General features: G+C 55.5%; 27 protein-coding genes and 1 pseudogene. 9 read left to right on the top strand and 19 right to left on the bottom strand.

Annotated elements, in window-relative coordinates; all coding sequences use genetic code 11:
• Entirely contained in the window at positions 1-777 is a 777-nt protein-coding gene (locus FT726_RS14345) for a glycosyltransferase family 2 protein (protein ID WP_010616498.1), read from the top strand.
• The gene (gene coaD, locus FT726_RS14340; protein WP_021507073.1) at positions 774-1,259 is read left to right on the top strand and encodes a pantetheine-phosphate adenylyltransferase; all 486 of its coding nucleotides are present in this window, start codon (positions 774-776) and stop codon (positions 1,257-1,259) included. The genes FT726_RS14345 and coaD overlap by 4 nt, the downstream gene beginning before the upstream one ends.
• On the opposite strand, the gene mutM is transcribed toward coaD, so the two are convergent.
• The 4 genes from mutM to radC all read right to left on the bottom strand — a co-directional run bounded on the left by mutM (position 1,260) and on the right by radC (position 3,455).
• Positions 1,260-2,069 carry a bifunctional DNA-formamidopyrimidine glycosylase/DNA-(apurinic or apyrimidinic site) lyase gene (gene mutM, locus FT726_RS14335; protein WP_150361005.1) on the bottom strand — a complete coding sequence of 270 codons (810 nt, stop codon included), beginning with the start codon at positions 2,067-2,069 and terminating at the stop codon, positions 1,260-1,262.
• 70 nt (positions 2,070-2,139) lie between these two features.
• Positions 2,140-2,307, bottom strand: a complete 168-nt coding sequence (rpmG, locus tag FT726_RS14330; protein WP_001051798.1) for a 50S ribosomal protein L33 — start codon at positions 2,305-2,307, stop codon at positions 2,140-2,142.
• Positions 2,308-2,318: 11 nt separating this feature from the next.
• Positions 2,319-2,555 carry a 50S ribosomal protein L28 gene (gene rpmB / locus FT726_RS14325; protein WP_010616494.1) on the bottom strand — a complete coding sequence of 79 codons (237 nt, stop codon included), beginning with the start codon at positions 2,553-2,555 and terminating at the stop codon, positions 2,319-2,321.
• A gap of 243 nt (positions 2,556-2,798) precedes the next feature.
• Positions 2,799-3,455 (bottom strand): DNA repair protein RadC, encoded by a 657-nt coding sequence (gene radC / locus FT726_RS14320; protein WP_021507076.1) that lies wholly within the window; start codon positions 3,453-3,455, stop codon positions 2,799-2,801.
• Between the two features lie 190 nt (positions 3,456-3,645).
• On the opposite strand from radC, the gene coaBC reads away from it, so the two are divergent.
• The 4 genes from coaBC (at position 3,646) to FT726_RS14300 (ending at position 7,634) form a co-directional block, all read left to right on the top strand.
• Positions 3,646-4,875, top strand: a complete 1,230-nt coding sequence (gene coaBC / locus FT726_RS14315) for a bifunctional phosphopantothenoylcysteine decarboxylase/phosphopantothenate--cysteine ligase CoaBC (RefSeq protein WP_104094253.1) — start codon at positions 3,646-3,648, stop codon at positions 4,873-4,875.
• The gene (gene dut / locus FT726_RS14310; protein ID WP_288421242.1) at positions 4,844-5,302 is read left to right on the top strand and encodes a dUTP diphosphatase; all 459 of its coding nucleotides are present in this window, start codon (positions 4,844-4,846) and stop codon (positions 5,300-5,302) included. Before coaBC ends, dut begins: the two co-directional genes overlap by 32 nt.
• Before the next feature lie 115 nt (positions 5,303-5,417).
• Positions 5,418-6,014 (top strand): nucleoid occlusion factor SlmA, encoded by a 597-nt coding sequence (slmA, locus tag FT726_RS14305; RefSeq protein ID WP_021507079.1) that lies wholly within the window; start codon positions 5,418-5,420, stop codon positions 6,012-6,014.
• Positions 6,015-6,506: 492 nt separating this feature from the next.
• The gene (locus tag FT726_RS14300; RefSeq protein WP_288421092.1) at positions 6,507-7,634 is read left to right on the top strand and encodes a DDE-type integrase/transposase/recombinase; all 1,128 of its coding nucleotides are present in this window, start codon (positions 6,507-6,509) and stop codon (positions 7,632-7,634) included.
• Between the two features lie 248 nt (positions 7,635-7,882).
• On the opposite strand, the gene pyrE is transcribed toward FT726_RS14300, so the two are convergent.
• The 15 genes from pyrE to FT726_RS14225 form a co-directional block, all read right to left on the bottom strand.
• Entirely contained in the window at positions 7,883-8,524 is a 642-nt protein-coding gene (gene pyrE / locus FT726_RS14295) for an orotate phosphoribosyltransferase (protein WP_021507081.1), read from the bottom strand.
• A 49-nt stretch (positions 8,525-8,573) separates the two neighbouring features.
• Positions 8,574-9,290 carry a ribonuclease PH gene (gene rph / locus FT726_RS14290; RefSeq protein ID WP_021507082.1) on the bottom strand — a complete coding sequence of 239 codons (717 nt, stop codon included), beginning with the start codon at positions 9,288-9,290 and terminating at the stop codon, positions 8,574-8,576.
• An 85-nt stretch (positions 9,291-9,375) separates the two neighbouring features.
• Positions 9,376-9,780: a DUF3574 domain-containing protein gene (locus tag FT726_RS14285; protein WP_136546208.1), complete on the bottom strand. Its 405-nt coding sequence runs from the start codon at positions 9,778-9,780 to the stop codon at positions 9,376-9,378.
• A gap of 7 nt (positions 9,781-9,787) precedes the next feature.
• The gene (locus FT726_RS14280; RefSeq protein WP_241798856.1) at positions 9,788-11,623 is read right to left on the bottom strand and encodes a PglL family O-oligosaccharyltransferase; all 1,836 of its coding nucleotides are present in this window, start codon (positions 11,621-11,623) and stop codon (positions 9,788-9,790) included.
• A 277-nt stretch (positions 11,624-11,900) separates the two neighbouring features.
• Positions 11,901-12,959 carry a fimbrial protein gene (locus tag FT726_RS14275; RefSeq protein WP_215480745.1) on the bottom strand — a complete coding sequence of 353 codons (1,059 nt, stop codon included), beginning with the start codon at positions 12,957-12,959 and terminating at the stop codon, positions 11,901-11,903.
• 153 nt (positions 12,960-13,112) lie between these two features.
• Positions 13,113-14,141 (bottom strand): fimbrial protein, encoded by a 1,029-nt coding sequence (locus FT726_RS14270; protein WP_215480744.1) that lies wholly within the window; start codon positions 14,139-14,141, stop codon positions 13,113-13,115.
• Positions 14,142-14,177: 36 nt separating this feature from the next.
• Positions 14,178-14,687, bottom strand: a complete 510-nt coding sequence (locus FT726_RS14265; protein WP_127833493.1) for a hypothetical protein — start codon at positions 14,685-14,687, stop codon at positions 14,178-14,180.
• Complete coding sequence (locus FT726_RS14260) at positions 14,654-15,505, bottom strand: winged helix-turn-helix domain-containing protein (protein ID WP_241798854.1); 852 nt, start codon at positions 15,503-15,505, stop codon at positions 14,654-14,656. The genes FT726_RS14265 and FT726_RS14260 overlap by 34 nt, the downstream gene beginning before the upstream one ends.
• Before the next feature lie 9 nt (positions 15,506-15,514).
• Positions 15,515-16,030 carry a fimbrial protein gene (locus FT726_RS14255; protein ID WP_241798853.1) on the bottom strand — a complete coding sequence of 172 codons (516 nt, stop codon included), beginning with the start codon at positions 16,028-16,030 and terminating at the stop codon, positions 15,515-15,517.
• 9 nt (positions 16,031-16,039) lie between these two features.
• Complete coding sequence (locus FT726_RS14250) at positions 16,040-16,546, bottom strand: fimbrial protein (RefSeq protein ID WP_081035969.1); 507 nt, start codon at positions 16,544-16,546, stop codon at positions 16,040-16,042.
• Complete coding sequence (locus FT726_RS14245; protein ID WP_132466155.1) at positions 16,539-17,069, bottom strand: fimbrial protein; 531 nt, start codon at positions 17,067-17,069, stop codon at positions 16,539-16,541. The genes FT726_RS14250 and FT726_RS14245 overlap by 8 nt, the downstream gene beginning before the upstream one ends.
• A 3-nt stretch (positions 17,070-17,072) precedes the next feature.
• Positions 17,073-17,822, bottom strand: a complete 750-nt coding sequence (locus FT726_RS14240) for a fimbria/pilus periplasmic chaperone (protein ID WP_104094259.1) — start codon at positions 17,820-17,822, stop codon at positions 17,073-17,075.
• A gap of 14 nt (positions 17,823-17,836) precedes the next feature.
• Positions 17,837-20,383 carry an outer membrane usher protein gene (locus FT726_RS14235; protein ID WP_346302951.1) on the bottom strand — a complete coding sequence of 849 codons (2,547 nt, stop codon included), beginning with the start codon at positions 20,381-20,383 and terminating at the stop codon, positions 17,837-17,839.
• A gap of 29 nt (positions 20,384-20,412) precedes the next feature.
• On the bottom strand, positions 20,413-20,949 hold the full coding sequence (locus tag FT726_RS14230) for a fimbrial protein (protein ID WP_346302950.1): 537 nt from the start codon (positions 20,947-20,949) through the stop codon (positions 20,413-20,415).
• Positions 20,950-21,012: 63 nt separating this feature from the next.
• Entirely contained in the window at positions 21,013-21,537 is a 525-nt protein-coding gene (locus FT726_RS14225) for a fimbrial protein (protein ID WP_021507095.1), read from the bottom strand.
• 566 nt (positions 21,538-22,103) lie between these two features.
• On the opposite strand from FT726_RS14225, the gene FT726_RS14220 reads away from it, so the two are divergent.
• The 3 genes and pseudogenes from FT726_RS14220 to FT726_RS14210 all read left to right on the top strand — a co-directional run bounded on the left by FT726_RS14220 (position 22,104) and on the right by FT726_RS14210 (position 24,540).
• A complete protein-coding gene (locus FT726_RS14220; RefSeq protein WP_021507096.1) occupies positions 22,104-22,967 on the top strand; it encodes a YicC/YloC family endoribonuclease in 864 nt (287 codons plus the stop codon).
• Positions 22,968-23,158: 191 nt separating this feature from the next.
• Positions 23,159-23,392 (top strand): annotated as a pseudogene (locus FT726_RS14215) (Arm DNA-binding domain-containing protein); the annotation flags it as partial.
• A 72-nt stretch (positions 23,393-23,464) separates the two neighbouring features.
• Positions 23,465-24,540 (top strand): IS3 family transposase gene (locus FT726_RS14210; RefSeq protein WP_346302949.1). Its coding sequence is split into 2 segments (ribosomal slippage): positions 23,465-23,669 and positions 23,669-24,540, totalling 1,077 coding nucleotides; the frame shifts between segments, so codons are not numbered across the junction.
• Positions 24,541-24,571 lie beyond the last annotated feature (31 nt).

Below are 24,571 nucleotides of genomic sequence, written 5' to 3'. Positions count from 1 at the left end.
ATGTCGCAACGCCAACGTCTCTCCGTGGTGATGATCGCCAAAAACGAAGCTGAACTCCTTCCGGAGGCGCTGGCTTCCGTCAGCTGGGCAGATGAAATCATTCTGCTGGATTCGGGCAGCAGCGATGCGACCATCGAGGTGGCACGCGCGCACGGTGCGCAGGTCTATCAGGCAGACGGCTGGGCCGGCTTTGGTAAGCAGCGTCAGCGCGCACAGGCCTTTGCCAGCGGCGATATGATTCTGATGCTGGATGCCGATGAACGGGTTACGCCAGAACTGCGCCGCGCCATTGAGCAGGTGCTGACACAGCCACCCAGCGATAAGGTTTATAGCCTCGGCCGCAGTAATCTGTTTCTCGGCCGCTTTATGCGCCACAGCGGCTGGTATCCCGACCGCGTGCTGCGCCTCTATCCGCGCCATCTGCGCTATAACGACAATCTGGTGCACGAATCGCTGGAGACGCAGGGCACGCCGGTGGTGGCGCTGCCGGGTGATTTGCAGCACCTGACCTGCCGCGACCTGATCGCCTTCCAGCGCAAGCAGATGAACTATGCCGAAGCCTGGGCGCAGGAGCGCTTTCAGCGCGGTAAGCGCTGCAGTATTCTCTCTGTTTTCAGCCACACCGCAGGCGCGTTTATTAAGACACTGCTGCTGCGCGCCGGTTTTCTCGATGGTAAACAGGGCTGGATTCTGGCGGTGGTCAACGCACAATACACCTTTAATAAATACTCGGCGCTCTGGGCGCTGCATCACACCTCAACACAGGGCCGCGTATGAGCACTAAAGCGATTTATCCCGGCACGTTTGACCCGATGACGCTGGGCCATCTGGATATCGTCACGCGCGCAGCGCAGATGTTTGATCGCATCGTGCTGGCAATTGCCGCCAGCCCGAGTAAGAAGCCGCTGTTTAGCCTTGATGAACGTGTCGATCTGGCGCGCCAGGTTACGGCCCATCTGCCAAATGTTGAGGTGGTTGGCTTTAGCGATTTGATGGCGAATTTTGCCCAGGCGCAGAACGCGAACGTGCTGGTGCGCGGTCTGCGTGCGGTATCGGACTTTGAGTATGAGCTGCAGCTGGCGCACATGAACCGTCATCTGCTGCCCACGCTGGAGAGCGTGTTTCTGATGCCGTCCGAAGGCTTCTCGTTTGTCTCGTCGTCGCTGGTCAAGGAAGTGGCGCGCCATCAGGGTGACGTGCAGGCATTTCTGCCTGCCGTGGTGCATCAGGCGCTGCTGGCGAAGCTGGCGCAGCCGTAATCAGTGCTGGCAGCGTGGACACCAGAAGGTGCTGCGCTGACCGTGTTTACCGCTGAGGATCGGCGTACCGCAGGCGCGACAGGGCTCGCCAGTGCGTCCATACACCTGCAACTGCTGCGCAAAATAGCCTGGCTTACCGTCGGTCTGCAGGAAATCACGCAGCGTGGTGCCGCCCTGCTCAATTGAACGCAGCAGTACGGCTTTGATGGTGTTCGCCAGCAGTTCCGCTTCCGCTTCACTCAGGCTCATCGCCGGACGATCGGGTAAGATCCCGGCGGTAAATAGCGATTCGCTGGCATAGATGTTCCCCACGCCCACCACCACTTTGTTATCCATCAGCCACTGCTTGATCACCGTGCGTTTGCCGCGCGACTTTTCATACAGATACCCGCCGCTGAAGACATCACTCAGCGGTTCCGGCCCGAGGTGCGCCAGCACGCTGCTGCCTTCCGGATCGGTAGTCCACAGCCAGGCGCCAAAACGCCGCGGATCGGTATAGCGCAGCACTTTGCCATTGCTCATCACCAAATCGACGTGGTCGTGCTTCGCAGCCGGCAGTTCGCCGGGCAGAACGCGCAGGCTGCCGGACATGCCAAGATGAATGATGATCCAACCGTGCGGCAGCTCCAGCAGCAGATACTTGGCGCGGCGCTGTACGCTGAGCACCGGCTGGTCGCTCAGCGCATGGATTTCATGGGAAACCGGCCAGCGCAGACGCGGATTGCGCACAATGGCATGCAGAATGGTTTCTCCCACCAGGTGAGGTTCTATACCGCGTCGGCTGGTTTCTACCTCAGGTAATTCAGGCATCTCATCTCCTCAACGTAGCGCAGAAACAAAAAACCCGGCCGGAGCCGGGTTTTTCGCAAGAACACCAAAATTACTTAATTTTGGCTTCTTTGTAGATCACGTGCTGACGTACAACCGGATCGAACTTTTTCAGTTCCAGTTTCTCAGGTTTAGTACGTTTGTTCTTCGTGGTGGTATAGAAGTGACCTGTACCAGCAGAGGAAACCAGCTTGATCTTCTCACGAATACCTTTAGCCATGATTCAGTTCCTTAGTACTTCTCACCACGGGCGCGGATTTCGGCCAGAACCGTATCGATGCCCTTTTTATCAATAACACGCATACCTTTAGCAGATACACGCAGAGTAACGAAGCGCTTCTCGCTCTCAACCCAGAAACGGTGAGAGTGCAGGTTCGGCAGGAAACGGCGTTTCGTCGCGTTCATTGCGTGGGAACGGTTGTTACCGGTCACCGGACGCTTTCCAGTTACCTGGCAGACTCGTGACATTTCTATTCTCCAAAAATCAAATCAGCTCGAGCTTTAAAAACTAGGTTTTGGCCGCCTCGTCAGGCCTTAGCCCGCCCAGGCGAGTTCCATGTGAACCCGCTAAGCTGGCCCAAACGCCAAACCCGAGATTCTCAAAGGTGGCGTAGTATACGCCGCTAAGCCGAAGTGCTCAAGTCCCGAACAGATAAAGATCCCTCCGGATCGCGCAAAAACGCCGGATTTCTGCCCAGTTGACGCCGCGAATTACAGCCAGCCGCGCTCGGCGAAAGAGGTAAACTCGCCGTGACCAATCACCAGATGATCTAATAAGCGGATATTCAGCAGCGCGCAGGCCTGCGCCACCTTGCTGGTAATCTCGCGATCGGCACGGCTCGGTTCCGCCATGCCGGACGGATGATTATGCGCCAGTATCACCGCCGCCGCGTTGAGCTTTAGCGCCTCACGCACGATTTCACGCGGATGCACTTCCACGCTGGCAATGGAGCCGGAAAACATCTTCTGCGCCTGCAAAACGCGGTGCTGGTTATCCAGAAACAGCGCCATAAAGATTTCACGCTCCTGATGTGCCAGCACGCTTTGCAGGTAGTGGCGCGTGACCTGCGGATTCTCCATCACATTTTCGCGCGCCAGCTGGCTGGCAAAAAAGCGCCGCCCCAGTTCCGCAATGGCATGCAGTTGCGTCATTTTGGCGCTGCCGACGCCCTTTATCTGCCCCAGCTCCTCTTTACTGGCGGTCATGATGCGATACAGCGAACCGAACTCGTTCAGCATCAGCCGCGCCAGCCCCATGACGCTGTTGCCGCGCGTACCGGTACGTAAAAAGATCGCCAGCAGTTCGGCATCGCTTAGCGCCTCGGCGCCCAGCAGCGTCAGTTTTTCCCGTGGTGCCAGTTCCGTCATCGTTCCGCCCTCCCTGCAATGCCGCCATTCTGCGCCGGTGCATTGCAGGCCACCAGCGGCGCATGACAAATTCCAGAGCCGGCTCGCAAAGGGCGCAGGCAGTGAAAAGGCGGGTCGCCGATTTTGTGATAAAGTTGCCTGCATCTGTCGCGCCAGGCGCGGCACTCTGCGTTGAAGTGAGGCAAACAACATGATGGGATTAGCCGGAAAAAAAATTCTGCTGGGCGTCAGCGGCGGCATCGCGGCCTATAAAGCACCGGAACTGGTGCGCCGTCTGCGCGATCGCGGCGCGGATGTCCGCGTGATGATGACCGATGCGGCCAAAGCCTTTATTACGCCACTCAGCCTGCAGGCGGTTTCCGGCTATCCAGTGTTTGATGACCTGCTCGACCCGGCGGCCGAAGCGGCAATGGGCCATATCGAACTGGCAAAATGGGCCGATTTGATTGTGCTCGCGCCCGCAACCGCCGATCTGATTGCACGCATTACCGCCGGCATGGCAAACGACCTGGTCACCACCGCCTGCCTGGCCAGTGCGGCACCGGTCGCCATCGTGCCGGCCATGAACCAGCAGATGTACCGCGCGGCAGTCACGCAGGAGAATCTGCAGCGTCTGGCGCAGCGCGGCGTGCTGATCTGGGGACCGGACAGCGGCAGCCAGGCGTGCGGTGATATCGGCCCGGGCCGCATGCTGGACCCGCTGGCCATCGTTGCGCATGCGCTGGAGTGGGCCGCGCCCGTCAACGATCTGCAACATCTCAACATTATGATCACCGCCGGTCCGACCCGAGAAGCGCTGGATCCGGTGCGCTATATCAGTAATCACAGCTCCGGCAAGATGGGCTATGCGGTTGCCGCGGCTGCGGCGAAGCGCGGCGCAAACGTGACGCTGGTTTCTGGTCCGGTGAACTTAGCCACGCCCGCCGGCGTGACGCGTATTGATGTCAACAGCGCACTGGAGATGGAAGCGGCGGTGATGGCGCAAATCAGCCAACAAGATATTTTCATTGCCAGCGCAGCCGTGGCAGACTACCGGGCGGCAAACATTGCCGCAGAGAAAATTAAAAAACAGGGTGGCGATGATAACGTCACGCTGCAGCTGGTGAAGAACCCGGATATTGTCGCAGGCGTCGCGGCGCTCAAAGTGCAGCGCCCTTTCGTGGTGGGATTTGCTGCCGAAACCCAGAATGTGGAAGAATACGCGCGGCAAAAACGGGTGCGGAAAAACCTGGACCTGATTTGCGCCAATGATGTGGCGCAGGCCGGGCAGGGCTTCAATAGCGACACCAATGCTCTTCACCTTTTTTGGCAGGAGGGAGAGAAAGTCTTACCGCTCAGTGATAAGACGCTCCTTGGCCAACAATTAATAGACGAGATTGTCAGCCGTTATGATGAAAAAAATCGACGTAAAAATACTTGATGCGCGCGTAGGCAAGGAATTCCCACTACCCACCTATGCGACCTCTGGCTCCGCGGGTCTCGATCTGCGCGCCTGCCTTGATGACGCACTGGAAATCGCACCGGGCATGACCACGCTGGTTCCGACCGGCCTGGCGATTCACATTGCCGATCCGTCACTGGCTGCCGTCATCCTGCCGCGCTCCGGTCTCGGTCACAAACACGGCATCGTACTGGGTAACCTGGTAGGGCTGATTGACTCCGACTATCAGGGCCAGCTGATGGTTTCAGTGTGGAACCGTGGCCAGGATAGCTTCACGCTGCAGCCTGGCGATCGCCTGGCCCAGCTGGTGTTTGTACCGGTGGTGCAGGCCGAATTTAACCTGGTGGTAGATTTTGACGCCAGCGATCGCGGCGCAGGCGGTTTCGGTCACTCTGGCCGTCAGTAATACGCTCACTTTTCGCATAGCCATCTTTTTATTTCTTGTCGCCACAGGCCGCTTTATCTGTGGCAGATAAGGCAGTATTGCCTGTTTTTGGTGAATTTCAGGGGTGTTGAAGGTCATGGCAGAAAAAAAAGTCGCGAAACGGAATCGTCGCGAAGAGATTTTGCAGGCGCTGGCGCAAATGCTGGAGTCGGGCGATGGCAGTCAGCGTATCACCACCGCCAAGCTGGCCGCCAATGTTGGCGTTTCGGAAGCGGCGTTATATCGCCACTTTCCCAGCAAAACGCGCATGTTTGATAGCCTGATTGAGTTTATTGAAGACAGTCTGATTACCCGCATCAATCTGATCCTGAAAGATGAAAAAGAGACGATGGCGCGCCTGCGCCTGATCGTGCAATTGCTGCTGGGATTTGGTGAGCGTAATCCAGGACTGACGCGCATCCTGACCGGCCACGCGCTGATGTTTGAACAGGATCGCCTGCAGGGGCGCATTAATCAGCTGTTTGAGCGTATCGAAGTTCAGCTGCGCCAGGTGATGAAAGAGAAGAAGATGCGCGACGGCGAAGGTTTCCAGACCGATGAGACGCTGCTCGCCAGCCAGCTGCTGGCGTTCTGCGAAGGTTTGCTGTCACGCTATGTGCGCTCGGAGTTCCGTTATCGCCCGACCGCCGATTTCGACAGCCGCTGGCCGTTGATTGCCGCACAGCTGGTTTAATACGCACAGCGGATTTGTAGCGGCGCGATTCATCGCGCAATAAATTGCGCCGCTACGCTATCGTGCGGCGCTGGCGACCGCGCTAAACCTTAAATACCGTACTCTTTGCGATACGCCCCGACCTTCGCCACCAGGTGCGCATCAATGCGCACCCTACGCTCAAACATCCTGCTACTGTAGGGTCGCCATTCATGGCGACCGCAGCAAACCTTAAATGCCGTACTCTTTGCGATACGCCCCGACCTTCGCCACCAGGTGCGCATCAATGCGCACCCTACGCCCAGGCATCCTGTGACTGTAGGGGCGCCATTCATGGCGACCGCGCTAAACCTTAAATACCGTACTCTTTGCGATCGCCCCGACCTTCGCCACCTGGTGCGCATGAAGGTACAAACCGGCCACATGGGTAACACTTTAGACCGGGCACATGGGTAACAGTTATAAACGGCATAGCAGAGGAGACTCACTATGCCCTGGACTGAGACTGTTACCATGCAACGCCTTGAATTCATCCTCGCCTGCCAGGCAGGCGGGGAATCCATGACGCAGCTGTGTCACCGCCACGGCATCAGCCGCAAAACCGGCTACAAGTGGCTCAGCCGCTTTAACCCCGGCGAGCTCTCCTCGCTTGAAAATCTCTCCCGCGCCCGCCATCTCCAGCCCGATAAAATCCCCCCCGACATCGCCGCGCGCCTTGTTCAGTTCCGCCAGCAGCACCCCGACTGGGGGCCCAAAAAAATCCGCCACTGGTTCCTCAGCAACGGCGCTGACTTCATCGTGCCCGCCGCCAGCACCATCGGCGACCTGCTGAAGGCGGCGGGAATGGTTCAGCCGCGGACGCCACGCAAGCGAACGCCGGGCAACCTGCGCAGTCTCACGACGCCCGTGAGGAATAACCACGTCTGGAGCGCTGATTTTAAAGGGCGCTTCCGCCTGAAAGACGGCAGCTGGTGCCGCCCCTTCACGCTCACCGATAACCACAGCCGCTACCTGCTGTCCTGCGAGCCGGGCACGTCGGAGACCACGGTGTTCGTGCGCGGCTGCATGGAAAAGGCCTTCCTGGAAGGCGGGCTGCCCGACGTTATCCGCACCGACAACGGCTCGCCCTTCGTTGCGCCGGGCATCCTCGCGCTGACGCAGCTGAGCGTGTGGCTGATAAAACTGGGGATACAGCCGGAAAGAACCGCGCCGGGCTGTCCGGGGCAGAACGCCCGCCACGAGCGGATGCACCGGTCGCTGAAGGTCGCCATGAGCCATCACGACGTCTTTGGCTCGCTGCCAGAGCAGCAGGCATGGTGCAGTGGATGGCGGAACGAGTTCAATCAGGAAAAGCCGCATGAGGCACACGGGCAGCAGCCGCCCGCAAAAATATGGACGCCTTCACCGCGGAAATGGAACGGAAAAGTGCCGGAGGTGGGCTATCCGGAGGGGGCGAAGCTGTACAAAGTCGGTGAAAAAGGCGACCTGAGGCTGAACGGGCGGACCTTCCTGAGCGCGGCGTTACGGGGCGAGTACGTGCGGTTCCTGGAAGTGGACGACGGCATTGACGTCATCCTCTTCGACAGGCTCATCCTTGCGTATTATGACCGGGCAGAAAAGCGTATTATCCGGATCGACTGACCACAAAAAGTGTTACCTGTGTGCCCGGTCTGATCTGTTACCCATGTGCCCGGTCGTACCTTAATGCGCACCCTACGCTCAAACATCCTGCGACTGTAGGGGCGCCATTCATGGCGACCGCAGCAAACCTTAAATGCCGTACTCTTTGCAATCGCCCCGACCTTCGCCACCAGGGCGCATCAATGCGCACCCTGTGACCTGGCATCCTGCGACTGTAGGGGCGCCATTAATGGCGACCGCGGCAAACCTTAAATACCGTACTCTTTGCGATACGCCTTCACCTTCGCCAGATGGTCGGCCATCTCTGGCTTCTCCGCCAGGTAATCAATCAGCTCGCTCAGCGTAATGATCGCCGTGACCTTGCACTGATAATCGCGCTCCACTTCCTGAATCGCGGAAATCTCGCCACGGCCGCGCTCCTGGCGGTCGAGTGAGATCAGCACGCCGGCCAGCGTGGCGTTGTGGGCGTTGATGATGTCCATCGATTCACGAATTGCCGTGCCGGCGGTAATCACATCATCGACCAGCATCACTTTGCCCTGCAGCGGACTGCCCACCAGTAAACCGCCTTCGCCGTGATCTTTGGCCTCTTTACGGTTAAAACAGTACGGCACATCGCGGTCATGATGATCGGCCAGCGCCACGGCGGTAGTGGTCGCAATCGGAATGCCTTTGTAGGCCGGGCCAAACAGCAGGTCGAAATCGACGCCGCCATCCACCAGCGCCTGCGCATAGAAACGGCCCAGCAGCGCTAAATCGCGCCCGGTATTGAACAGACCGGCATTAAAGAAATAGGGACTTTTACGGCCGGACTTCAGGGTAAACTCACCAAACTTCAGCACCCCTTTGTTCAGGGCGAACTCAATAAACTGACGCTGCCAGGCTTTCATTTCTCACTCCTCAAATAAAGAAAAGGCGACTCTGTGGTCGCCTGTTACATCAATCAATTAACGCCGCTTTCTGCGCCTGAATCAGCTGCTCAATGCCGCCGCGCGCCAGCGCCAGCAGCTGCAACAATTCGTCATGGCTGAACGGCTCGCCTTCTGCGGTGCCCTGCACCTCAATCATGCGGCCATCTTCGGTCATCACCACATTCATATCCGTTTCAGCGGCAGAGTCTTCGACATACTCTAAATCACACACCGCTTCACCGGCCACGATGCCGACCGAGATCGCCGCCACCATGCCTTTCAGCGGGCTGGCTTTCAGCTTACCGGCCGCCACCAGCGCGTTCAGCGCATCCGCCAGCGCCACGCAGGCACCGGTGATTGCCGCGGTGCGCGTGCCGCCGTCGGCCTGAATCACGTCGCAGTCCAGCGTGATGGTGAATTCACCCAGCGCCTGCAGATCAACCGCCGCACGCAGCGAGCGGGCGATAAGGCGCTGGATTTCCAGCGTACGTCCGCCCTGCTTGCCTTTGGCGGCTTCACGCGCCATACGGCTGTGCGTCGAACGCGGCAGCATGCCATATTCTGCGGTTACCCAGCCCTGACCTTTGCCTTTGAGAAAACGCGGCACGCCCTCTTCAACGGTCGCGGTGCACAGGACTTTGGTTTCGCCGAACTCGACAAGAACCGAGCCTTCCGCATGTTTGGTAAAGTGACGAGTGAGGGTGACGGGACGCACTTCAGAAGTGCTACGGCCTGCTGGACGCATGGTTTCTCTCCGGCTTGCTTGGGTTTGGCTGCGCATTATACGGACTTCACAGGCGGCTGTCCTGCCCGCGTGCAGCCAGCGCGTGTTACAGCGCCGCGCACACCAGCGAGTCGATACGCGTCACCGGTTGTGTCGCAAAACGATGTTTAAACTTGTCGCGCAGCGCGTTAATGCTTTCGGAGCTGGCCCGATCCGCCGGATGAAGCAATACCAGTACCTTGCGATTGCCCTGCGGGCCGCGGGCATCGTAAATCGTCAGCGGCGAGGGAAAGTGCGGCGTGATGTCGCGTTCAGCAAACTGCGACCAGCCCGCTGCGCCAGCGGGGGACGGCAGATCAAACCACAGCGTGGTTTGCATCATCATCTCGCCGGCCCCGCACACGGCCACGGGCGCGGTATGCGGCGGAATAACCTGCGGGGTGGGCGGAGAAGTCTGACATCCACTTAACATCATGGCGAAGCCCAGCGGCCCCATCCATTTATTCAACATCTTAGCCTCAGAAGTTGCCTGTCTCATCTGTCACAGCATAGGCCGCCGATGACCATTCCGTCATCATTTTTGCTTTCAGCTGCAGCAGGCTTTCATCTGTCGGATAGAGAGTCAGCGCCTGACGCAGCAGCCTGCGCGATCGCTGATAGTGACGCAGATGCCACTCAATCATCACCGCATTACGGAACACGTTGAGATCGTTATGGCGCTCCAGCCACAGCGACGACTGCTGCACAAAGCGCGCCAGCAGGCGCTCATCCCGCGTCTGGTTGTAGCGCATCAGGCAATGCACCATTTCGCCAAACTCATAGCGCTCGCCCTGAATCCACGGATTCCACAGCTGATCGCGTGAAGGATACGAGAGGAACTGACCGCGCTCCGCCTGGGTGAGCAGCGCGTTGGTCTGCAGGCCGCTGAAGAAAAACAGCATCAGCGCAATCGCGCCGCCGGCCATGTTCAGGCGCAGCATACGCGACGGCAGACCCGGCGTCGCAGGTTCAATCATTGACCGATCTTCGGGCTGACGTAACGCCAGATGGGTAAGTAGCATCAGCAGCCACAGATGCGGCAGCGATTGATAGAGCGGAAATTCGACCATGGTGTGCAGCATGACGGGCAGCGTCAGACTCCACAGCATCAGGCGCTGCGGCTGACTGCGCCAGCGCCACAGCGGCGTCAGCCATGCCAGCAACACGGCGGTGAAGCCTACCATCGGCAAAACACCGCCTTCCACCCAGCTATACAGCCACTCGTTATGGGGATGGGTGGCGTTGAAATCTTTCAGGTGGATCGCGTCCACCATGCGTATCCGCGAAAAATGATACTCAAACTGACCAAAGCCCCAGCCGCTGAACGGTTTTTCCATGATCATGCGCAGCGTGTATTCCAGCAGCTGCTGGCGCGCCAGGTCGGACGCCGCAAATTCACGCATGCCAGGCGCTAATTCATTGCGCAGCAGCAGGGCGCACAGCACGGCCAGCGCCATCACCATGACAATCCTGATGATTACCGCGCGCTGGCGACGATCGCACACCAGCAGCATCACCAGCAGCGCCAGCGCAAAACCAAACGCACCGGTACGCGACTGCGTCAGAAGCAGCGCCAGGCTGTTGATCAGCACTGCCGGCAGCAGTAAGAAACGGTGCCTGATGTCAGATTGCAGACAGAGCCAGACCGTTGCCGCCAGACCGGTCGCCAGAAAGCTGGCCAGCAAATTGAACTGCTGAAAAATACCGTAAGGGCGAATCTGGCCGGCGTGATAGCGAAACTCCATCAGCGTTTGCAGCTGGGCCGGAAAACAGGTTTGCGCAATCGCCAGCAGCGCCTGCAAGGTGCTGAGCAGCACAATACCGGCAATGATCCGCTGACGCTGCTGCCAGAGCTGCGGCATCAGGCCCAGCAGCAGCCACAGAATGAGTATGGCACTGAGCCCCAGTAGCCGGATAACGCCGGTCAGCAGTCCGTTATCGTTCTCCTGCAGGATCACCGCCAGCGCAAAGCAAAACAGCATCAGCAACAGCGCATGCGTCATGACGTTGTCATCAATTAAATCGCGCGGCTGGCGCCAGTTCCTCAACAGCAGCGTGGCCGCCAGCAGCGCGAGGCAGCCTGCAGTGAGCAAATTCAGCGGCAGATCAAAGCCATTGCCACCACTGTTGGGCAGATAAATCAGCGTGGGGAGGAAACAGATAAGACAGGCCAGCGAAGCGAAAGGGAAAGAGGCGACTTTCTCACCGCACTGTCCCCGACGCCGCCGCTGCAGAAATTGCTGCATCAGCAAAGGTGGCGTGACGCGCGGGTCTCGTCCGGACAGATACCACGACATAAAACAGAGAAAGAGCATAGCAAACCCAATTGCCGAAACAGGCCAAAAACTGTCTCGTTGAATAATGGTTGATAGACTTTGGCTACAGAAAATGTACGGCCAAAAAGCTGTGAATGGTGTGAAAACCCCCGTGAATCATGGTGATTCACAGAGCTGTGATGATGAAAAATATTTTCAAACACCGTTAATCTGTATCGCTGCAGGTTAAGCCGATCTCCCTCTGATAAGTGTTTAACTTTAACCATCATAAAAAGATTAATTAACATTAATATCAATAACGCGGATTAAAGCATCATCAAGGCATGCTGATCAGCAATGTTGCTGAAGCATTGAATTCACCACCGCTCAGCGGTTGTCCTTTCTTTTTCACCGGGAACACGGTGATAACTTCTGACGCCATGCCGTTGATTAACCGGACAGCAGAAGTGCCCATCGGTTTGAGCAATTGTCCTTTATGTTTAACTGCAATGCCCAGATCAGGATAGTTGGTGGCGATGAGTTCATCCGAGAAAGAGGTGGTGCCGGCGACTAAGCGTAAATTGACTTCCTGATTTAATGCGGAACTGCATTTGACTTCTAACGGCACATCTTTGTAGTTGGCGGTATTGGACACTGATTCAGAAACGGAGCTTACCGCGATGCGGTCAAATTCAACGTTAATATCCGTGCCGTTATTGATATCGCAGACAATGGGTACCGGGATGATAATGCCGTGAGGTCCGATAACGATTTTTAGCAAGGGTTTTTCGGGTCTCGGAGGATAAGGCCGCGTTACATATCCAATAGTATAAATGGTGGCAATCTCTACATTGGGTGGAACAAAAATTGCTCCACCCACAATATCTTTAGTTATAATAAAATCAGTCAGGTTATATCCAGCAGTTGAAAAAACATCATGAACCCTACCTAAACCTGGCTTTATTACCCCACGACCAGGACCTTTATATCTACCATCTTCGAAGCGCACTGGATAAGGATACCAGTCTGGCGCATATACTTGCACCTTCACGTCTACTTCATCGGTGAGCCTGTAATATCCGCTATTTTTAACTGATGGGATGAAATAGGCGCCAAGGTCAGCCTCGATACGCACACTATTCCATTCATATTTTCCAGGGTTGTTACATATGCCAGAAAAATACCCTAATGATTCATCAAAGAATATCCTGCCACTCGCTCCTTCTTTAGGAGGCGTGTAGCTAGCCAAACGGCCTGATGTCAACACCATTACCGCTAAGGGGTCAGTCCAGCAGGCATAATCAAGACCAGCATGAGCCTGATGAGAAAAGGTGCTCATGAAAAAAGCCTTAGCAATAAATAATATATATTTCCTTCGCAACAAAATAATCATCATAGTCTATTCACGCACAAATATTTTAAAACAATCAAATTAGACCGTTGTTATTTTGCAAAGAATCGCAAAAGATACCTGCCTCCTGAGAAATCAGAATCGAGCCAGACTTACAATGTGCAATACAACAACCATCATGCTTTATTTAAACAGAGCTCAGTCTGGTGTCACAATTAAGATCGCAGAAGCAGTAAATTCACCTGATTCTAACTTGGACATTTTATTTTTTACAGGAAATATACTAAAGGCAGCATGACCTAACCCATCATATATATCCATTGGAAAAGAGTCGTACGGCTTTATTATTACCCCATTATGAAGCATGGCAAGACCTAAACTTTGATTACTTGTTGCCACCAGATTACTCGAAAATGGAGAGAACTCTGAAACCAGCTTTATTCCAACCTTTTTTGTGATACTCTCACTACACGACACGTCAATAGGAATGTCTTTGATGAAGGACGGATTTGATTCAGAATCAGAAACAGCTGCAATACTTAAATTACCAAACTCTACCTGAATTAGATTATCCTGATTAATTTTACAGACAACAGGAACTGGGATTATAACTCCTCCGCCCATAATAACACCTTGAAGAAGTGGATCTTCAGGTTTAGGTGGGTATGGAGATATAGTTAAAACTCTATACATATCGTAGAGCTTTACACCAGCCGGTATAATTATAGCCCCACCAATGATATCCCGCCTAAGTACTAAATCTATAAAACCCTCACCTGCGGCTGAAAAATTATTAACGTATATTCTTTCACCCACACCATTTGGCTTGACAGCTCCGCTTACAGAATTCGGAGGAATCATAGGAAACTTATAACTTTTATAAATTGTCCCAAGAGATATTCTGATATCAACATCTTCACTTAATTTATAGTACCCTTGATTTAACTCAGAAAGAGAAAATAATGGATTCATATCCCCATAATAATGCATGCCATTCGGTGTTCCCGCAAAACTTTTATTACAATAACCAGGAAATGTTGTTGGCTCTGTCTTAAAGAAAATTCTTTTCTCTGTACCTTTTCTATTAGAAGGGAAAGAGCCAATTGAAGTTGCTGAAATTGCCGTGATATTTACGGGTTCTCCCCAGCATGCGTTTTCATTCCTTGCATAAGCGACTACCGAATTAATCATCGTGAAAGAAATGAAGATAATAATTAATTTTCCCATTTGTAGCGCCCTTAATTTTAAAGCTTAAAAATAATGTTATTTCTTACAAATCACAGACGGATTCGCATTATTGCCAATCACATAACGCACATTCTGCAGACGATAAATCCAGCCGTAATTGACATGGCCGGGCGCCAGTCCGGCGGAGATATAGCGCTCAATATTCTGTGGTGAGGCGCGATTGGCGAGATTGTAGGAGATAGCAGTGGTTTCGCTGCGCAGCGCGGCGCCGGAGAAGCTGTGGCGCAGTTCAAAAGAGACATCAACCGGTTCGCGGCGCTGCAGTTGCTGTTGTGGCGAGTAATAACTGATCATGCCGCTGTAATTGCCGGTGGCCTGAAATAGACTGTTTTGCACTTTCCACTGCCCGTGCGACACCACCAGCTGTCCCGCCTCTCTGGAAATCAGAATCGAATCCGCTTCACAATGGGGAATGCGACGTGACAGCTGATAAATCAGGATGGCCGCCAGTACCAGCGCCAGCATCAGTAATCCCCCCTGCAACACCCAGGTTACTCGGCGACGAAATATATGGCTGACCGACATAACGCATCCTTCTGCTCGATAGGGTTTTGACAGATAAACCAGCTGTAACGGTCAGCCAGCTTGGTGCGGTTGATATAAATGTGGCGTTCCTCTTCGGCCAGCTGGATAAAGCGCGCCATGCTGTCACTCACCAGCTGCAGATTTTGATCGATCTCTTCACGCTCGGTGGCGCTGAAGTCGTCCTGGATATACCACTGCCGGCCCTGCACGTGGCGATAGGGTGCATAGGTCACAGTCACCACGTCGCGAATCTCCAGCACCTTAATGCCGAGTAAGGCCAGCACCAGTAACAGCACTGCGCTGATCAACATGCCGATTAACACCAGCCCGGAACGGCTGCGTGGCGCCGCAGCGGGTATTTCCTCCGCCACAGTGGCGGTGATCGGCGGCGCTATCACCGGCAGCGGCGCCGTGTGCACATGGGTGGTCACCAGCGGCTGAATACGTGCTTCCGACGCAATGCGCGCTTCTTCTACGGCTTCAGCCAGCGGTAAACAGGCTTCCACCCGCACCGACTCATGCAGCCGGTAGCCCTGACGATGAACGGTGACAAAGGTTTCTCCTTCAACCCGCAGTTGCAGAAATTGCTTGCGCAGCATCGATAGCATCTGGCGCAGCGAGTTTTCCGTCACGTGCACCCCCTGGCTGCGCCAGCCTTCATCCAGCAGCGTTTCGTGGCTAATGACCTCACCCGGCTTTTGCAGAAACAGCGCCAGGCAGCGTGCGCTGCTCTGGTTGAGCAGCAGCTCGTTATCATGCCGATCGCGCAACAGGCGCCGATCCGGGTCAAACGTGATATGTTGATTTATCAACCACATAACAGGCACTCAGGGATAGTTCAGATAAAAAGTAGCAATCGCCGATACGTTGCCAGGCTCAATGGTGCGCTCGGCAATCGCGCTCGCCGAAGCCTGCAGCCAGGCACTGAACTGCAGCTGGTTGTCGCCCTGCTGCAGCGGAAAATGCATCACGCCCCGGTTAATGGGCACCAGCTTTCCGTCCGCATCACTCAGGCCAATGGCCACGCCTTTGGCACCGGCATCACCGGCCAGCGCCAGCAGATCGGGCTGCTCGGCATCGGCAATACCGTTGAACACCAGCTCGACGTCTTTACCCAGTTCGGTATCACAACCGCTCAGACGCATCACCAGCGGACGCGACGGCGTGCGTGGATTCTGATACAGCGATTTCGCAACGATATCGCCAAAGTTGAGCTCCAGCTGCTGCTGATCCGGCTCCAGCGAACAGGGTTCCGCCACCAGCGTGCCGTGCAGCTGCATCTCTATCGCCTGTGCCTGTGACACCAGCAGCCATCCCAGTACCAGCATTACGCCCGCTCTCATCGCCTCTCCTTACTGATATTCCAGCAGCAGCGCCGCGCTGGCGGTGAACTCCCCACCCTCCAGCGTCACGCCCGGCTGCTGTACCGGCACCGCGCCGAGATCGAGTGTGCCGGGGAAAACAATCGGCAACGTGCTGTTGACCGCCAGCGGCTTGCTGGCCAGATAAAAGCGAATACCCAGCGCACTCACACTGCTGAGCAGCGCGCTGCTGTCGAAACCGGAAGCGGTACCGGTCAGACGCACCTGCAATGCCGCACCCGGATCCTCGGTGCACTTGACCGGTATCGCCTTACGCTGCAGATAGTTGACGCCATCGATCTTTTTCACGCTCAGCGCATCGCCAAACTCAATCATCAGGCTCTGGTTGTCATTCAGCGTGCAGGGCGGATTCTCAATCAGCGTACCGTGCAGGCGCAGCTCCACCGCATGCAGCGGCCAGCAGATGCACAGCAGCAGGCTACCGATTAGCAGCCTGCTGTAATACTTCATCAACGGAACAAGTCGATGCTTAGTCATAGTTCACCTGTAACTGGCCGCTGGCTGACCAGGCACCCGGCTGCAGCGGTAGCGCGGTGCGTTCCTCAACCGTCAGCCAGCTCAGCACATTGCTGCCGGCGCTGAGCGGCACGCGCAGATTGCGGAAGGTGGGCGGCAGCGGCTGATGGTTCTCATCAAACAATTGCAGGCCCACGCCGTCAGAGCCCTGTACGCGAATCAGCTGCGGGTCGGCCAGACTTTGCGGGGCAAAAAAGTCGATGCTGATGGACGGCACATGTTGCAGCCATAGCGGATCGGCGACATTGCGGATACTGTACGGACAGTCCTGCAAATGCAGCGTTAACGCCTGCTTCATCACCTGCTCGCCGACCTGTTGCAGCGCGGCGGTCGGCGTGGTATCGAGGCCAGCCGCCTGATCATTGTTACCGACGTCAAGCCAGCATGGACTCTCCTGCAGCGCGCCATACACATGCACCACGCCGTTGGTTGCCGCCTGCAGAGTCAGGCTCAACAGCGTCAGCACCAGCAACAGCACACGCATCGCTTACTGCTCCACCTTGTTACTGACGACGCTGCAGCTGTCGCCGGCACACTTCAGCGCCAGCGTTGGACGGCCGCCGTAGTCGTTGATGTAGGTTAATAGCGGCGCGCTGCCCAGTTCTGCTGCGTTCACGCCCAGATCGATACTGGTTTTTGGCGCGACCATGACCGGTTCAAAGCTCTTCTTCAGCGACTGGCCTTTCGCTGGCTGTGCATCCACCAGCGTAATGAAGTAAGGCGTGGGATTATTCAGCTGGTAGCGTGCACCCTTGCGCGTCAGCGTCAGTTTTTCCTGCCATGGCGTCACCACTGACGGATTGCTCACCACGATCGCTTCCGGGCGATAGAACAGCTTGATACGCGTCTGCAACGCGATTTGCAGCACGTTGCTCTTCTCGCTGCGCGGCGGGATTTCACGCATGCTGAAATAGAACACCGATTCACGATCCTGTGGCAGCGCCTTGATGGCTGGCAGCGCCTGCACTTTCACCACGCTGCGTTCGCCCGGTTCGACGCGCTGCACCGGCGGCAGCAGCACCAGCGGTGACGTTATTTTTTTACCGCTGCTGTCTTCAATCCAGCCCTGCGCCAGATAAGGCAGCTGCTTGTTTTCATTGCTGATATTCAGTGAGACGTTTTTTTCGTTACCGTTAAAAATGACCCGGGTGCGATCAAGCGCAATCGCCGCGTGAGCCTGCAGCGATAGCGTCAGCGTGGAGAGCAGCAAGGCGCCGCTCAGCGTTTTTACCAGCATGATTAACTCTTTCCTTACGTTGAAGAAGCAGGCGCGGCGCGGCGCGTGCAAAGTAATAACAAGTTCTGTCCTTCGTCGAGCAACTGCTGCGGCAGAGGATCGGGCAATGCCAGCTGACACTGAGTTTCGCCGTTCCAGCGCACATCCATGCTGGCACCGGCCTCAATGCCACTCAGCCATACCAGGCCGTCATCATCCAGAATGCCCACTTCGCGTCCGTTACTCTGGACGCTGGCACCAAAGGGCGGCCAGCTACCATCTTCCAGCCGGATGGCGGCCATGGCTTTGATACCTTTAATCACACCAAAACGCCGGTAACCGATGGCGCCTTCGGTCAGGGTGATCTGGGTTACCGGGCGCGACGCTTCCACGTTGTCAGCCAGTCCGGTGACATCGATACTGGCGGTGTTGCGGTAATAGCTGTTCACATCCGAAATCACCGCTTTGCCAAAGAAATTGGTATACGTGTTACTGCCACCACCGTTGACCGGTACGCCGGAGACGCCATCGGTATCGACCATCAGACGCGTGCTGCCGGGCATGCCCAGTCGGTGCAGCGCCGCGCCCTGCGGCGTGAGCGTTAAACCGCCCTGCAGTGACAGGCTGGCGCTGCGGTACTGACCCTGCTGCGCGCTGGCGCTGGCCGTCATGCTGGTCAGACTGCCCTGATGACTGTAAAACCCGCTGAACGACTGACGGCGATCGTTATTGAGGCCGGCGCTCAGGCTGTAGCTGTTGTTACTGTCCAGCCGGTCATAAAAACTGGCCGAGTGGGTAGTCTGCTTACCGCTGGTTTGCTGGCTGTAGCTCAGGCTGCTGTCACCGCCAATCGGCATACTGAAGTTGAGATAAACGCTGTCATCGTTTTTGCCGTTATATTGCGTCCGGTTGAGCGACAGACTTAAACTCAGATTCTTAAACCGACCGACATCAAAGTAGCGCGAGGTGGAAAAGCTCCAGCGATCCAGCGGGGCACGATCCCAATAGGTCTGATGGCTGTAGCTGAGGTAACTACTCAGGTTCAGGCTGCGAAAATGCTTGTTGAGCGTAATGGTGTAGAGCTCTTTGCTGTTAGAAACCTGCTGGTTGCGATAACGCGCGTCGAGATACTGCGGCAGACTCATAAAGTTGCGCTGCGAAAAACGGTAGCCGGCAAACGTCACCTGACCATCAAGTTCCTCGAAGCGTTTGGAATAGCTCAGGCGATAAGAGCCGCCGCTTTTGTTGCCCTGCTGCGGCAAGCCAGCCTGAGACTGGGTGGCATCAAACGAAATGGCGCCCAGCAACAGCAGATCGCGTCCCAGACCCATCGATAATGCTTTGTAATTGCCGGCGGCCAGCCCGCCGCCGTACATCGACCAGCCGTTACTGATCCCCCAGGAGAATTCGCCGGTGGCAAACGTAGGCCCCTGCGTTTTGTGCTCTTCGCTGCCCGGTTTGCCGCTGGCGAATTTGTAACGCACGCGGCCCGGACGGGTCAGATACGGGATGGTGGCGGTATCGACGCTAAAGGTCTGCACGCTGCCGTCCTGCTCCTCGACGCGCACGTCAAGCTGGCCGGAGACGGCATCATTGAGATCCTGAATACGAAATGGACCGGCAGCCACCTGCGATTCATAAATCACCCGTCCCTGCTGGCTAATGGTGACTTTGGCGTTGGTTTTGGCGATACCGGTTACTTCCGGCGCATAGCCACGCAGGTTGGGCGGCAGCATGTTGTCATCGCTGGTGATCGCCGCACCAAGATAGCGAAAGCTGTCAAACATGCCGGAATCGAGATAGTTCTCGCCCAGCGTGGCTTTCGCCTGGAGAGAAGGCAGCGGCCGATAGGCGTAAAAGCGTGTCCAGGTTAATTCCTGGCGATGGCTGCCCGTGCCACGATTTTGCTGCATCTGCCAGTCCGCACGCAGGCGCCAGGCACCGGCGTTAACGCCACCGGTGCCGTTGCCGCTCACACTCTGGCTTTTAGCGCCGTATTGCGCACGCGTAGTGGAGGCAAACAGGTTGTAATCCATTAACAGGCCCGGGACGCCGTTATCCCAGCGCGACGGCGGTTCCCAGTTGGCGGCGCTGTACTCCAGCCAGGCCTGTGGAATGGTGATGCTGAGGCGAGATTCACCCAGATTGCCGCGCACCTGCATACCGGAGATGGAATCCACCGCCAGACACTGGCCATCCTGCAGCCACGACGCGTTTTTCAGCACTTCCGGTTTCAGCGCCAGTTTATCCACCATTTCGGGTGTCAGGCAGGGCAGACTTTCATTCGGCGCGTTTTCGGGCGCGTAGTAGCGCACCAGCATTTCCGGAATCTGTGTCTGGTTGACGCGCAGCTCCATCATGTATTCGCCCGGCATGATGTAGCCAGCCTGAGCAAACTGCGACAGATCGATGTTTTGCCGATCGTTGAGATCAAGGATATCGGTGTTGAATGAGACCGCACTGGCAGCGAAGAGCGGAGCACTGTAGCCGAGGGCTAACATTAACGCCACGCTGAGCGGCGTCAGCCTGATACGCTGCCTGCGCGCACATGAGGCTGGCGCAGTTAATGAAGCCTTTTTCATGGCAAGCGGTGTCCGTAAACCGTGAAAGATCAGTTGTAATTAATGTGAAACCGAATCGCGGCGGCGTAACTCCCGCAGTGCAGTTGCTGCTGGTTGCTGACCAGCGTGAGCCGATAACGCAGGTCGTGCTGCTGCGTCAGATGCTGATCGATCGGCTGCGCCTCACCGGGAGCAATGGTGTTGCCCTGCGTATCCGTAATCATCAGCTCTACCCCTTTGGCATCGCCATACACAGCAAAACGCTGCTGACCCGGCGGGCCATCGTGGTCAAAAGTGATAGAAAAGGTGCGTGCCACGCCTCCCGACGCGCTGTACTCCACCGGACAATTGACCAGCTGGATAGAGAAGGGAAAACCCGGCCCTTTACCGTCACGCTGCAGGCGCGCCAGCGGCAGCACCCCCATCGCGATGGTTTGTTCAGCATCATCGACCTTAATGGCGCAGGCACCCTGATGAATGGCGCCGCGTAACGCAACGCGGCCGCGGTCGATCAACTGTTCGGCGCGGCAGTCATTGATGAAAAGCACCGATGCCGAAACTATCGCCGCAGGCATAAAACGACTCATCGCCGCAGTTCCTTAAGCGAAAAGATAGAGTGGCGGGCAAGGAAGCCCGCCAGTCTCTGACCATTACTGATAGTTCAGTGCGAAGTCAGCCACGCTCTGGAATTCGCCCGGGACGATAGTCTCAGAAGCGCCGCCACCCTGCAGGAAGGCTGCGAAGGAGAGCTGGTTGTTGCCGTCCATCAGTTTTTGCGCTGGTGTTGCGGTACCCAGTTCAATTTCGGTATCGCCGAAGTTGATGCCGATCGCCGCGCCTGATGCAGTACCGGTGATAGCCAGTTTGCCCGGGATAACCTGAGAGCCAGTACCGGCAAAGGTCACGGTCACTTCTTTCTTCGTTGCGGTGTCGCAGTTTTCCAGTTTGATCTGGAATGGACGCGGTGTAGAACGGCCACCGTCTTTCAGCGCCAGGTTGGAAATCTGACCCAGCTCAACCGTCTGATCGACTGAACCTGGTTCGATGGAGCATGGCGCATCAACAATCGCACCTTTAAACGTCACAGTACCGTTACCTTCACCTGCTGCCATCGCAGAACCCGCCACCAGAGACATAGACAGACCTAAAGCCACAACGATTTTGTTCATGTTCATTTGCTGATTTCCATTTAGGTGAATAAAACAAGGAGCGCGTTCTGCGTCGGTCTTATTCAATTTGCTGTGTATAGAAAAATTTAATTACTTATATTTTTCCTGATGGCCGTCCACATCATTTTTGTGGTTGTCGTCCTCAAGTGGTGCCAACGATAGAGATCAATTTTGCCCTGCGCAACGGTATTTTCGTTATATATGATCAAAAACAACACTCACAAATCCATTATGTTTTAACGGTTATTAAATCCATTAAAATCAATGGATTGACACAATTCACAGCTTTGCATCAGTGTTTTAATGATTTTAATCAAGGGAAAAACCCTGCCCGTTCACAAGCTGGCGATAATTACCGCAGGTCAATTCACGCAGTAGCTATTTTTTCGCCAGATTAAAACGTTATTTATCTCTGCATTCACAACCTTGATATTTTTATCGCCTGAAAACATCGGTAAATAACAATAAACGCGGTTGTCAAAGGCCTGGCACCCTGCTGTGCGTTTACGCCTATCATGCCGGGAGCACCCTCGCTATAATTCGAAGAACATTTCCTGAATGAGTAGAAGCTTATGATCCGCAGTATGACCGCATACGCCCGCCGTGAAGCCAAAGGCAGCTGGGGCAGCGCCGCCTGGGAACTGCGTTCCGTCAACCAGCGTTACCTCGAAACCTATATCCGCCTGCCGGAGCAGTTTCGCAGCCTGGAGCCGGTGATTCGCGAACGCATCCGCAACCGCCTGACGCGCGGCAAAATCGAGTGCAACCTGCGCTTCGACGCCGATGCCAGCGCTCAGGGTGAGCTGCAGCTGAATGAGTCGCTGGCTAAACAGCTGGTACAGGCGGCGAACTGGGTGAAGATGCAGAGTGATGAAGGCGCAATTAACCCGCTGGATATTCTGCGCTGGCCGGGCGTGATGACCGCGCAGGAGCAGGATCTGGATGCCATCAACGCGGAACTGCTGGCAGCACTGGATGGCGCGCTGGACGATTTCATCATTGCGCGTGAAAGTGAAGGCAACGCGCTGAAAGCGCTCATCGAACAGCGACTGCAGGGCGTGACCGAGCAGGTCAGTAAAGTGCGTGCACAGATGCCAGAAGTGCTGAAATGGCAGCGCGAGCGTCTGGTGAGCAAGCTGGAAGAAGCTGAGGTTCAGCTGGAGAACAATCGCCTTGAGCAGGAACTGGTGATGATGGCCCAGCGTATTGATGTAGCCGAAGAGCTGGATCGCCTCGATGCGCACGTAAAAGAGACTTACAACATTCTGAAGAAGAAAGAAGCCGTCGGCCGCCGCCTCGACTTTATGATGCAGGAGTTCAACCGCGAGTCGAACACGCTGGCGTCGAAATCGATCAATGCGGACATCACCGCCTCGGCAATTGAGCTCAAGGTGCTGATCGAGCAGATGCGCGAGCAGATTCAGAACATCGAGTAACGTTTCACGCGATCTCGCGTAGTCTCACTAAGTCTCGTCAGAATAAAAAGGCCATTGTAAATCATGTTTTTTTTTGTTTTATAAAGTCTCATGATGTATCACAAGAGTGCGTGTTTCGTATGTACATAGACGTGTACATACTGGCATTTATGATACGCAGTTTATGTACATAGCAATGAGACAAGATAAGCATGGCAAAACTGACATACTTACAAATCAGAGCATGGATAAAATCGGGTGAGCATTTTGCTGGTCGCTCTGATGGTGGTGGGCTGTATTTATGCTTCCCAGAAAGTTACTCGGTACCCTTTTGGCGTTTGCGTTATCGTTTTGCAGGCAAACAGCGATCGCTGGTCATAGGCACATACACCGAGTTGTCACCCGCTAAAGCACGAGCAAAAACTAAAGAACAGTCAGCACGGGTTGTGACCTGCTCCCCGTTGATAAACACACCGCGATGTTAGTAATGTCTTCAGAAGCCACATGAGGACTCCCCCATGAAGAAGCGATTCTCTGACGAACAGATCATCAGTATTCCCCGCGAGGCAGAAGCCGGGGTTTCGGCCCGGGAACTCTGCCGCAAGCATGCCATTTCAGACGCCACCTTTTACACCTGGCGTAAGAAGTATGGCGGTATGGAGGTGCCCGAGGTTAAGCGCCTGAAGTCGCTTGAGGAAGAGCAGCTGGCTCTGGGGCGAAAGTACTGACGACAGACCAGAAGCGGGAAGCCGTTGAGTTTATGTGTGAAGCGGCCGGTCTGTCGCAACGTCGTACCTGCAGGCTAACAGGTTTGTCCCTGTCGACCTGCCGCTATGAGGCTCAGCGTCCGGCGGCTGATGCACATTTATCAAGCCGTATCACAGAACTGGCGCTCGAACGAAGGCGTTTTGGGTACCGGCGCATCCGGCAGTTATTACGTCGGGAGGTTCTTCACGTCAACCACAAGCGGGTATACCGCATTTACCACATTTACCACCTTAACGGCCTGAGTGTGAAGCGCAGACGACGTCGTAAGGGGCTAGCGACTGAGCGGCTTCCGCTTCTTCGCCCGGATGCGCCGAACCTGACATGGTCGATGGATTTTGTCATAGATGCACTTGCCAGCGGACGTCGGATTAAGTGCCTGACTTGTGTGGATGATTTCACGAAGGAGTGTCTGACGATCACCGTTGCTTTCGGTATTTCAGGGGTTCAGGTCACGCGTATTCTGGACAGCATCGCACTCTTTCGAGGCTATCCGGCGACAATAAGAACTGATAAGGGCCCGGAGTTTACCTGCCGCACACTCGATCAATGGGCCTTTGAGCATGGTGTGGAGTTGCGACTTATTCAGCCAGGTAAGCCAACGCAGAACGGATTTGTTGAGAGTTTCAACGGTCGCTTTCGGGATGAATGCATGAATGAACACTGGTTCAGCGATATTCTTCATGCCCGGAAAATCATTAATGGCTGGCGGCAGGATTATAACGAGTCCAGACCTCATTCATCGCTGAAATACCAGGCGCCGGCTGAATTTGCAGCAAGCTGGAGAAATGGAAAATTAGAAGGTAAACAAACCGACATTACTAACTGAGCGTTGTATCTAATACTGGGGGCAGGTCAGA

This window comes from Pantoea sp. Morm (genome assembly GCF_016643525.1).
In the GTDB taxonomy this organism is placed as follows: Bacteria; Pseudomonadota; Gammaproteobacteria; order Enterobacterales; family Enterobacteriaceae; genus Pantoea; species Pantoea dispersa.
The sequence above is the reverse complement of the archived record's forward strand: the minus strand, read 5'-3'. Positions and strand labels throughout refer to the sequence as shown.

Bases quoted from the DNA above. Each gene is read 5' to 3' on its own strand.
- FT726_RS14345 (WP_010616498.1), top strand. From the start codon at position 1: ATGTCGCAACGCCAACGTCTCTCCGTGGTGATGATCGCCAAAAACGAA.
- coaD (WP_021507073.1), top strand. From the start codon at position 774: ATGAGCACTAAAGCGATTTATCCCGGCACGTTTGACCCGATGACGCTG.
- mutM (WP_150361005.1), bottom strand. From the start codon at position 2,069: ATGCCTGAATTACCTGAGGTAGAAACCAGCCGACGCGGTATAGAACCT.
- rpmG (WP_001051798.1), bottom strand. From the start codon at position 2,307: ATGGCTAAAGGTATTCGTGAGAAGATCAAGCTGGTTTCCTCTGCTGGT.
- rpmB (WP_010616494.1), bottom strand. From the start codon at position 2,555: ATGTCACGAGTCTGCCAGGTAACTGGAAAGCGTCCGGTGACCGGTAAC.
- radC (WP_021507076.1), bottom strand. From the start codon at position 3,455: ATGACGGAACTGGCACCACGGGAAAAACTGACGCTGCTGGGCGCCGAG.
- coaBC (WP_104094253.1), top strand. From the start codon at position 3,646: ATGATGGGATTAGCCGGAAAAAAAATTCTGCTGGGCGTCAGCGGCGGC.
- dut (WP_288421242.1), top strand. From the start codon at position 4,844: ATGATGAAAAAAATCGACGTAAAAATACTTGATGCGCGCGTAGGCAAG.
- slmA (WP_021507079.1), top strand. From the start codon at position 5,418: ATGGCAGAAAAAAAAGTCGCGAAACGGAATCGTCGCGAAGAGATTTTG.
- FT726_RS14300 (WP_288421092.1), top strand. From the start codon at position 6,507: ATGCAACGCCTTGAATTCATCCTCGCCTGCCAGGCAGGCGGGGAATCC.
- pyrE (WP_021507081.1), bottom strand. From the start codon at position 8,524: ATGAAAGCCTGGCAGCGTCAGTTTATTGAGTTCGCCCTGAACAAAGGG.
- rph (WP_021507082.1), bottom strand. From the start codon at position 9,290: ATGCGTCCAGCAGGCCGTAGCACTTCTGAAGTGCGTCCCGTCACCCTC.
- FT726_RS14285 (WP_136546208.1), bottom strand. From the start codon at position 9,780: ATGTTGAATAAATGGATGGGGCCGCTGGGCTTCGCCATGATGTTAAGT.
- FT726_RS14280 (WP_241798856.1), bottom strand. From the start codon at position 11,623: ATGCTCTTTCTCTGTTTTATGTCGTGGTATCTGTCCGGACGAGACCCG.
- FT726_RS14275 (WP_215480745.1), bottom strand. From the start codon at position 12,959: ATGATGATTATTTTGTTGCGAAGGAAATATATATTATTTATTGCTAAG.
- FT726_RS14270 (WP_215480744.1), bottom strand. From the start codon at position 14,141: ATGGGAAAATTAATTATTATCTTCATTTCTTTCACGATGATTAATTCG.
- FT726_RS14265 (WP_127833493.1), bottom strand. From the start codon at position 14,687: ATGTCGGTCAGCCATATATTTCGTCGCCGAGTAACCTGGGTGTTGCAG.
- FT726_RS14260 (WP_241798854.1), bottom strand. From the start codon at position 15,505: ATGTGGTTGATAAATCAACATATCACGTTTGACCCGGATCGGCGCCTG.
- FT726_RS14255 (WP_241798853.1), bottom strand. From the start codon at position 16,030: ATGAGAGCGGGCGTAATGCTGGTACTGGGATGGCTGCTGGTGTCACAG.
- FT726_RS14250 (WP_081035969.1), bottom strand. From the start codon at position 16,546: ATGACTAAGCATCGACTTGTTCCGTTGATGAAGTATTACAGCAGGCTG.
- FT726_RS14245 (WP_132466155.1), bottom strand. From the start codon at position 17,069: ATGCGTGTGCTGTTGCTGGTGCTGACGCTGTTGAGCCTGACTCTGCAG.
- FT726_RS14240 (WP_104094259.1), bottom strand. From the start codon at position 17,822: ATGCTGGTAAAAACGCTGAGCGGCGCCTTGCTGCTCTCCACGCTGACG.
- FT726_RS14235 (WP_346302951.1), bottom strand. From the start codon at position 20,383: ATGAAAAAGGCTTCATTAACTGCGCCAGCCTCATGTGCGCGCAGGCAG.
- FT726_RS14230 (WP_346302950.1), bottom strand. From the start codon at position 20,949: ATGAGTCGTTTTATGCCTGCGGCGATAGTTTCGGCATCGGTGCTTTTC.
- FT726_RS14225 (WP_021507095.1), bottom strand. From the start codon at position 21,537: ATGAACATGAACAAAATCGTTGTGGCTTTAGGTCTGTCTATGTCTCTG.
- FT726_RS14220 (WP_021507096.1), top strand. From the start codon at position 22,104: ATGATCCGCAGTATGACCGCATACGCCCGCCGTGAAGCCAAAGGCAGC.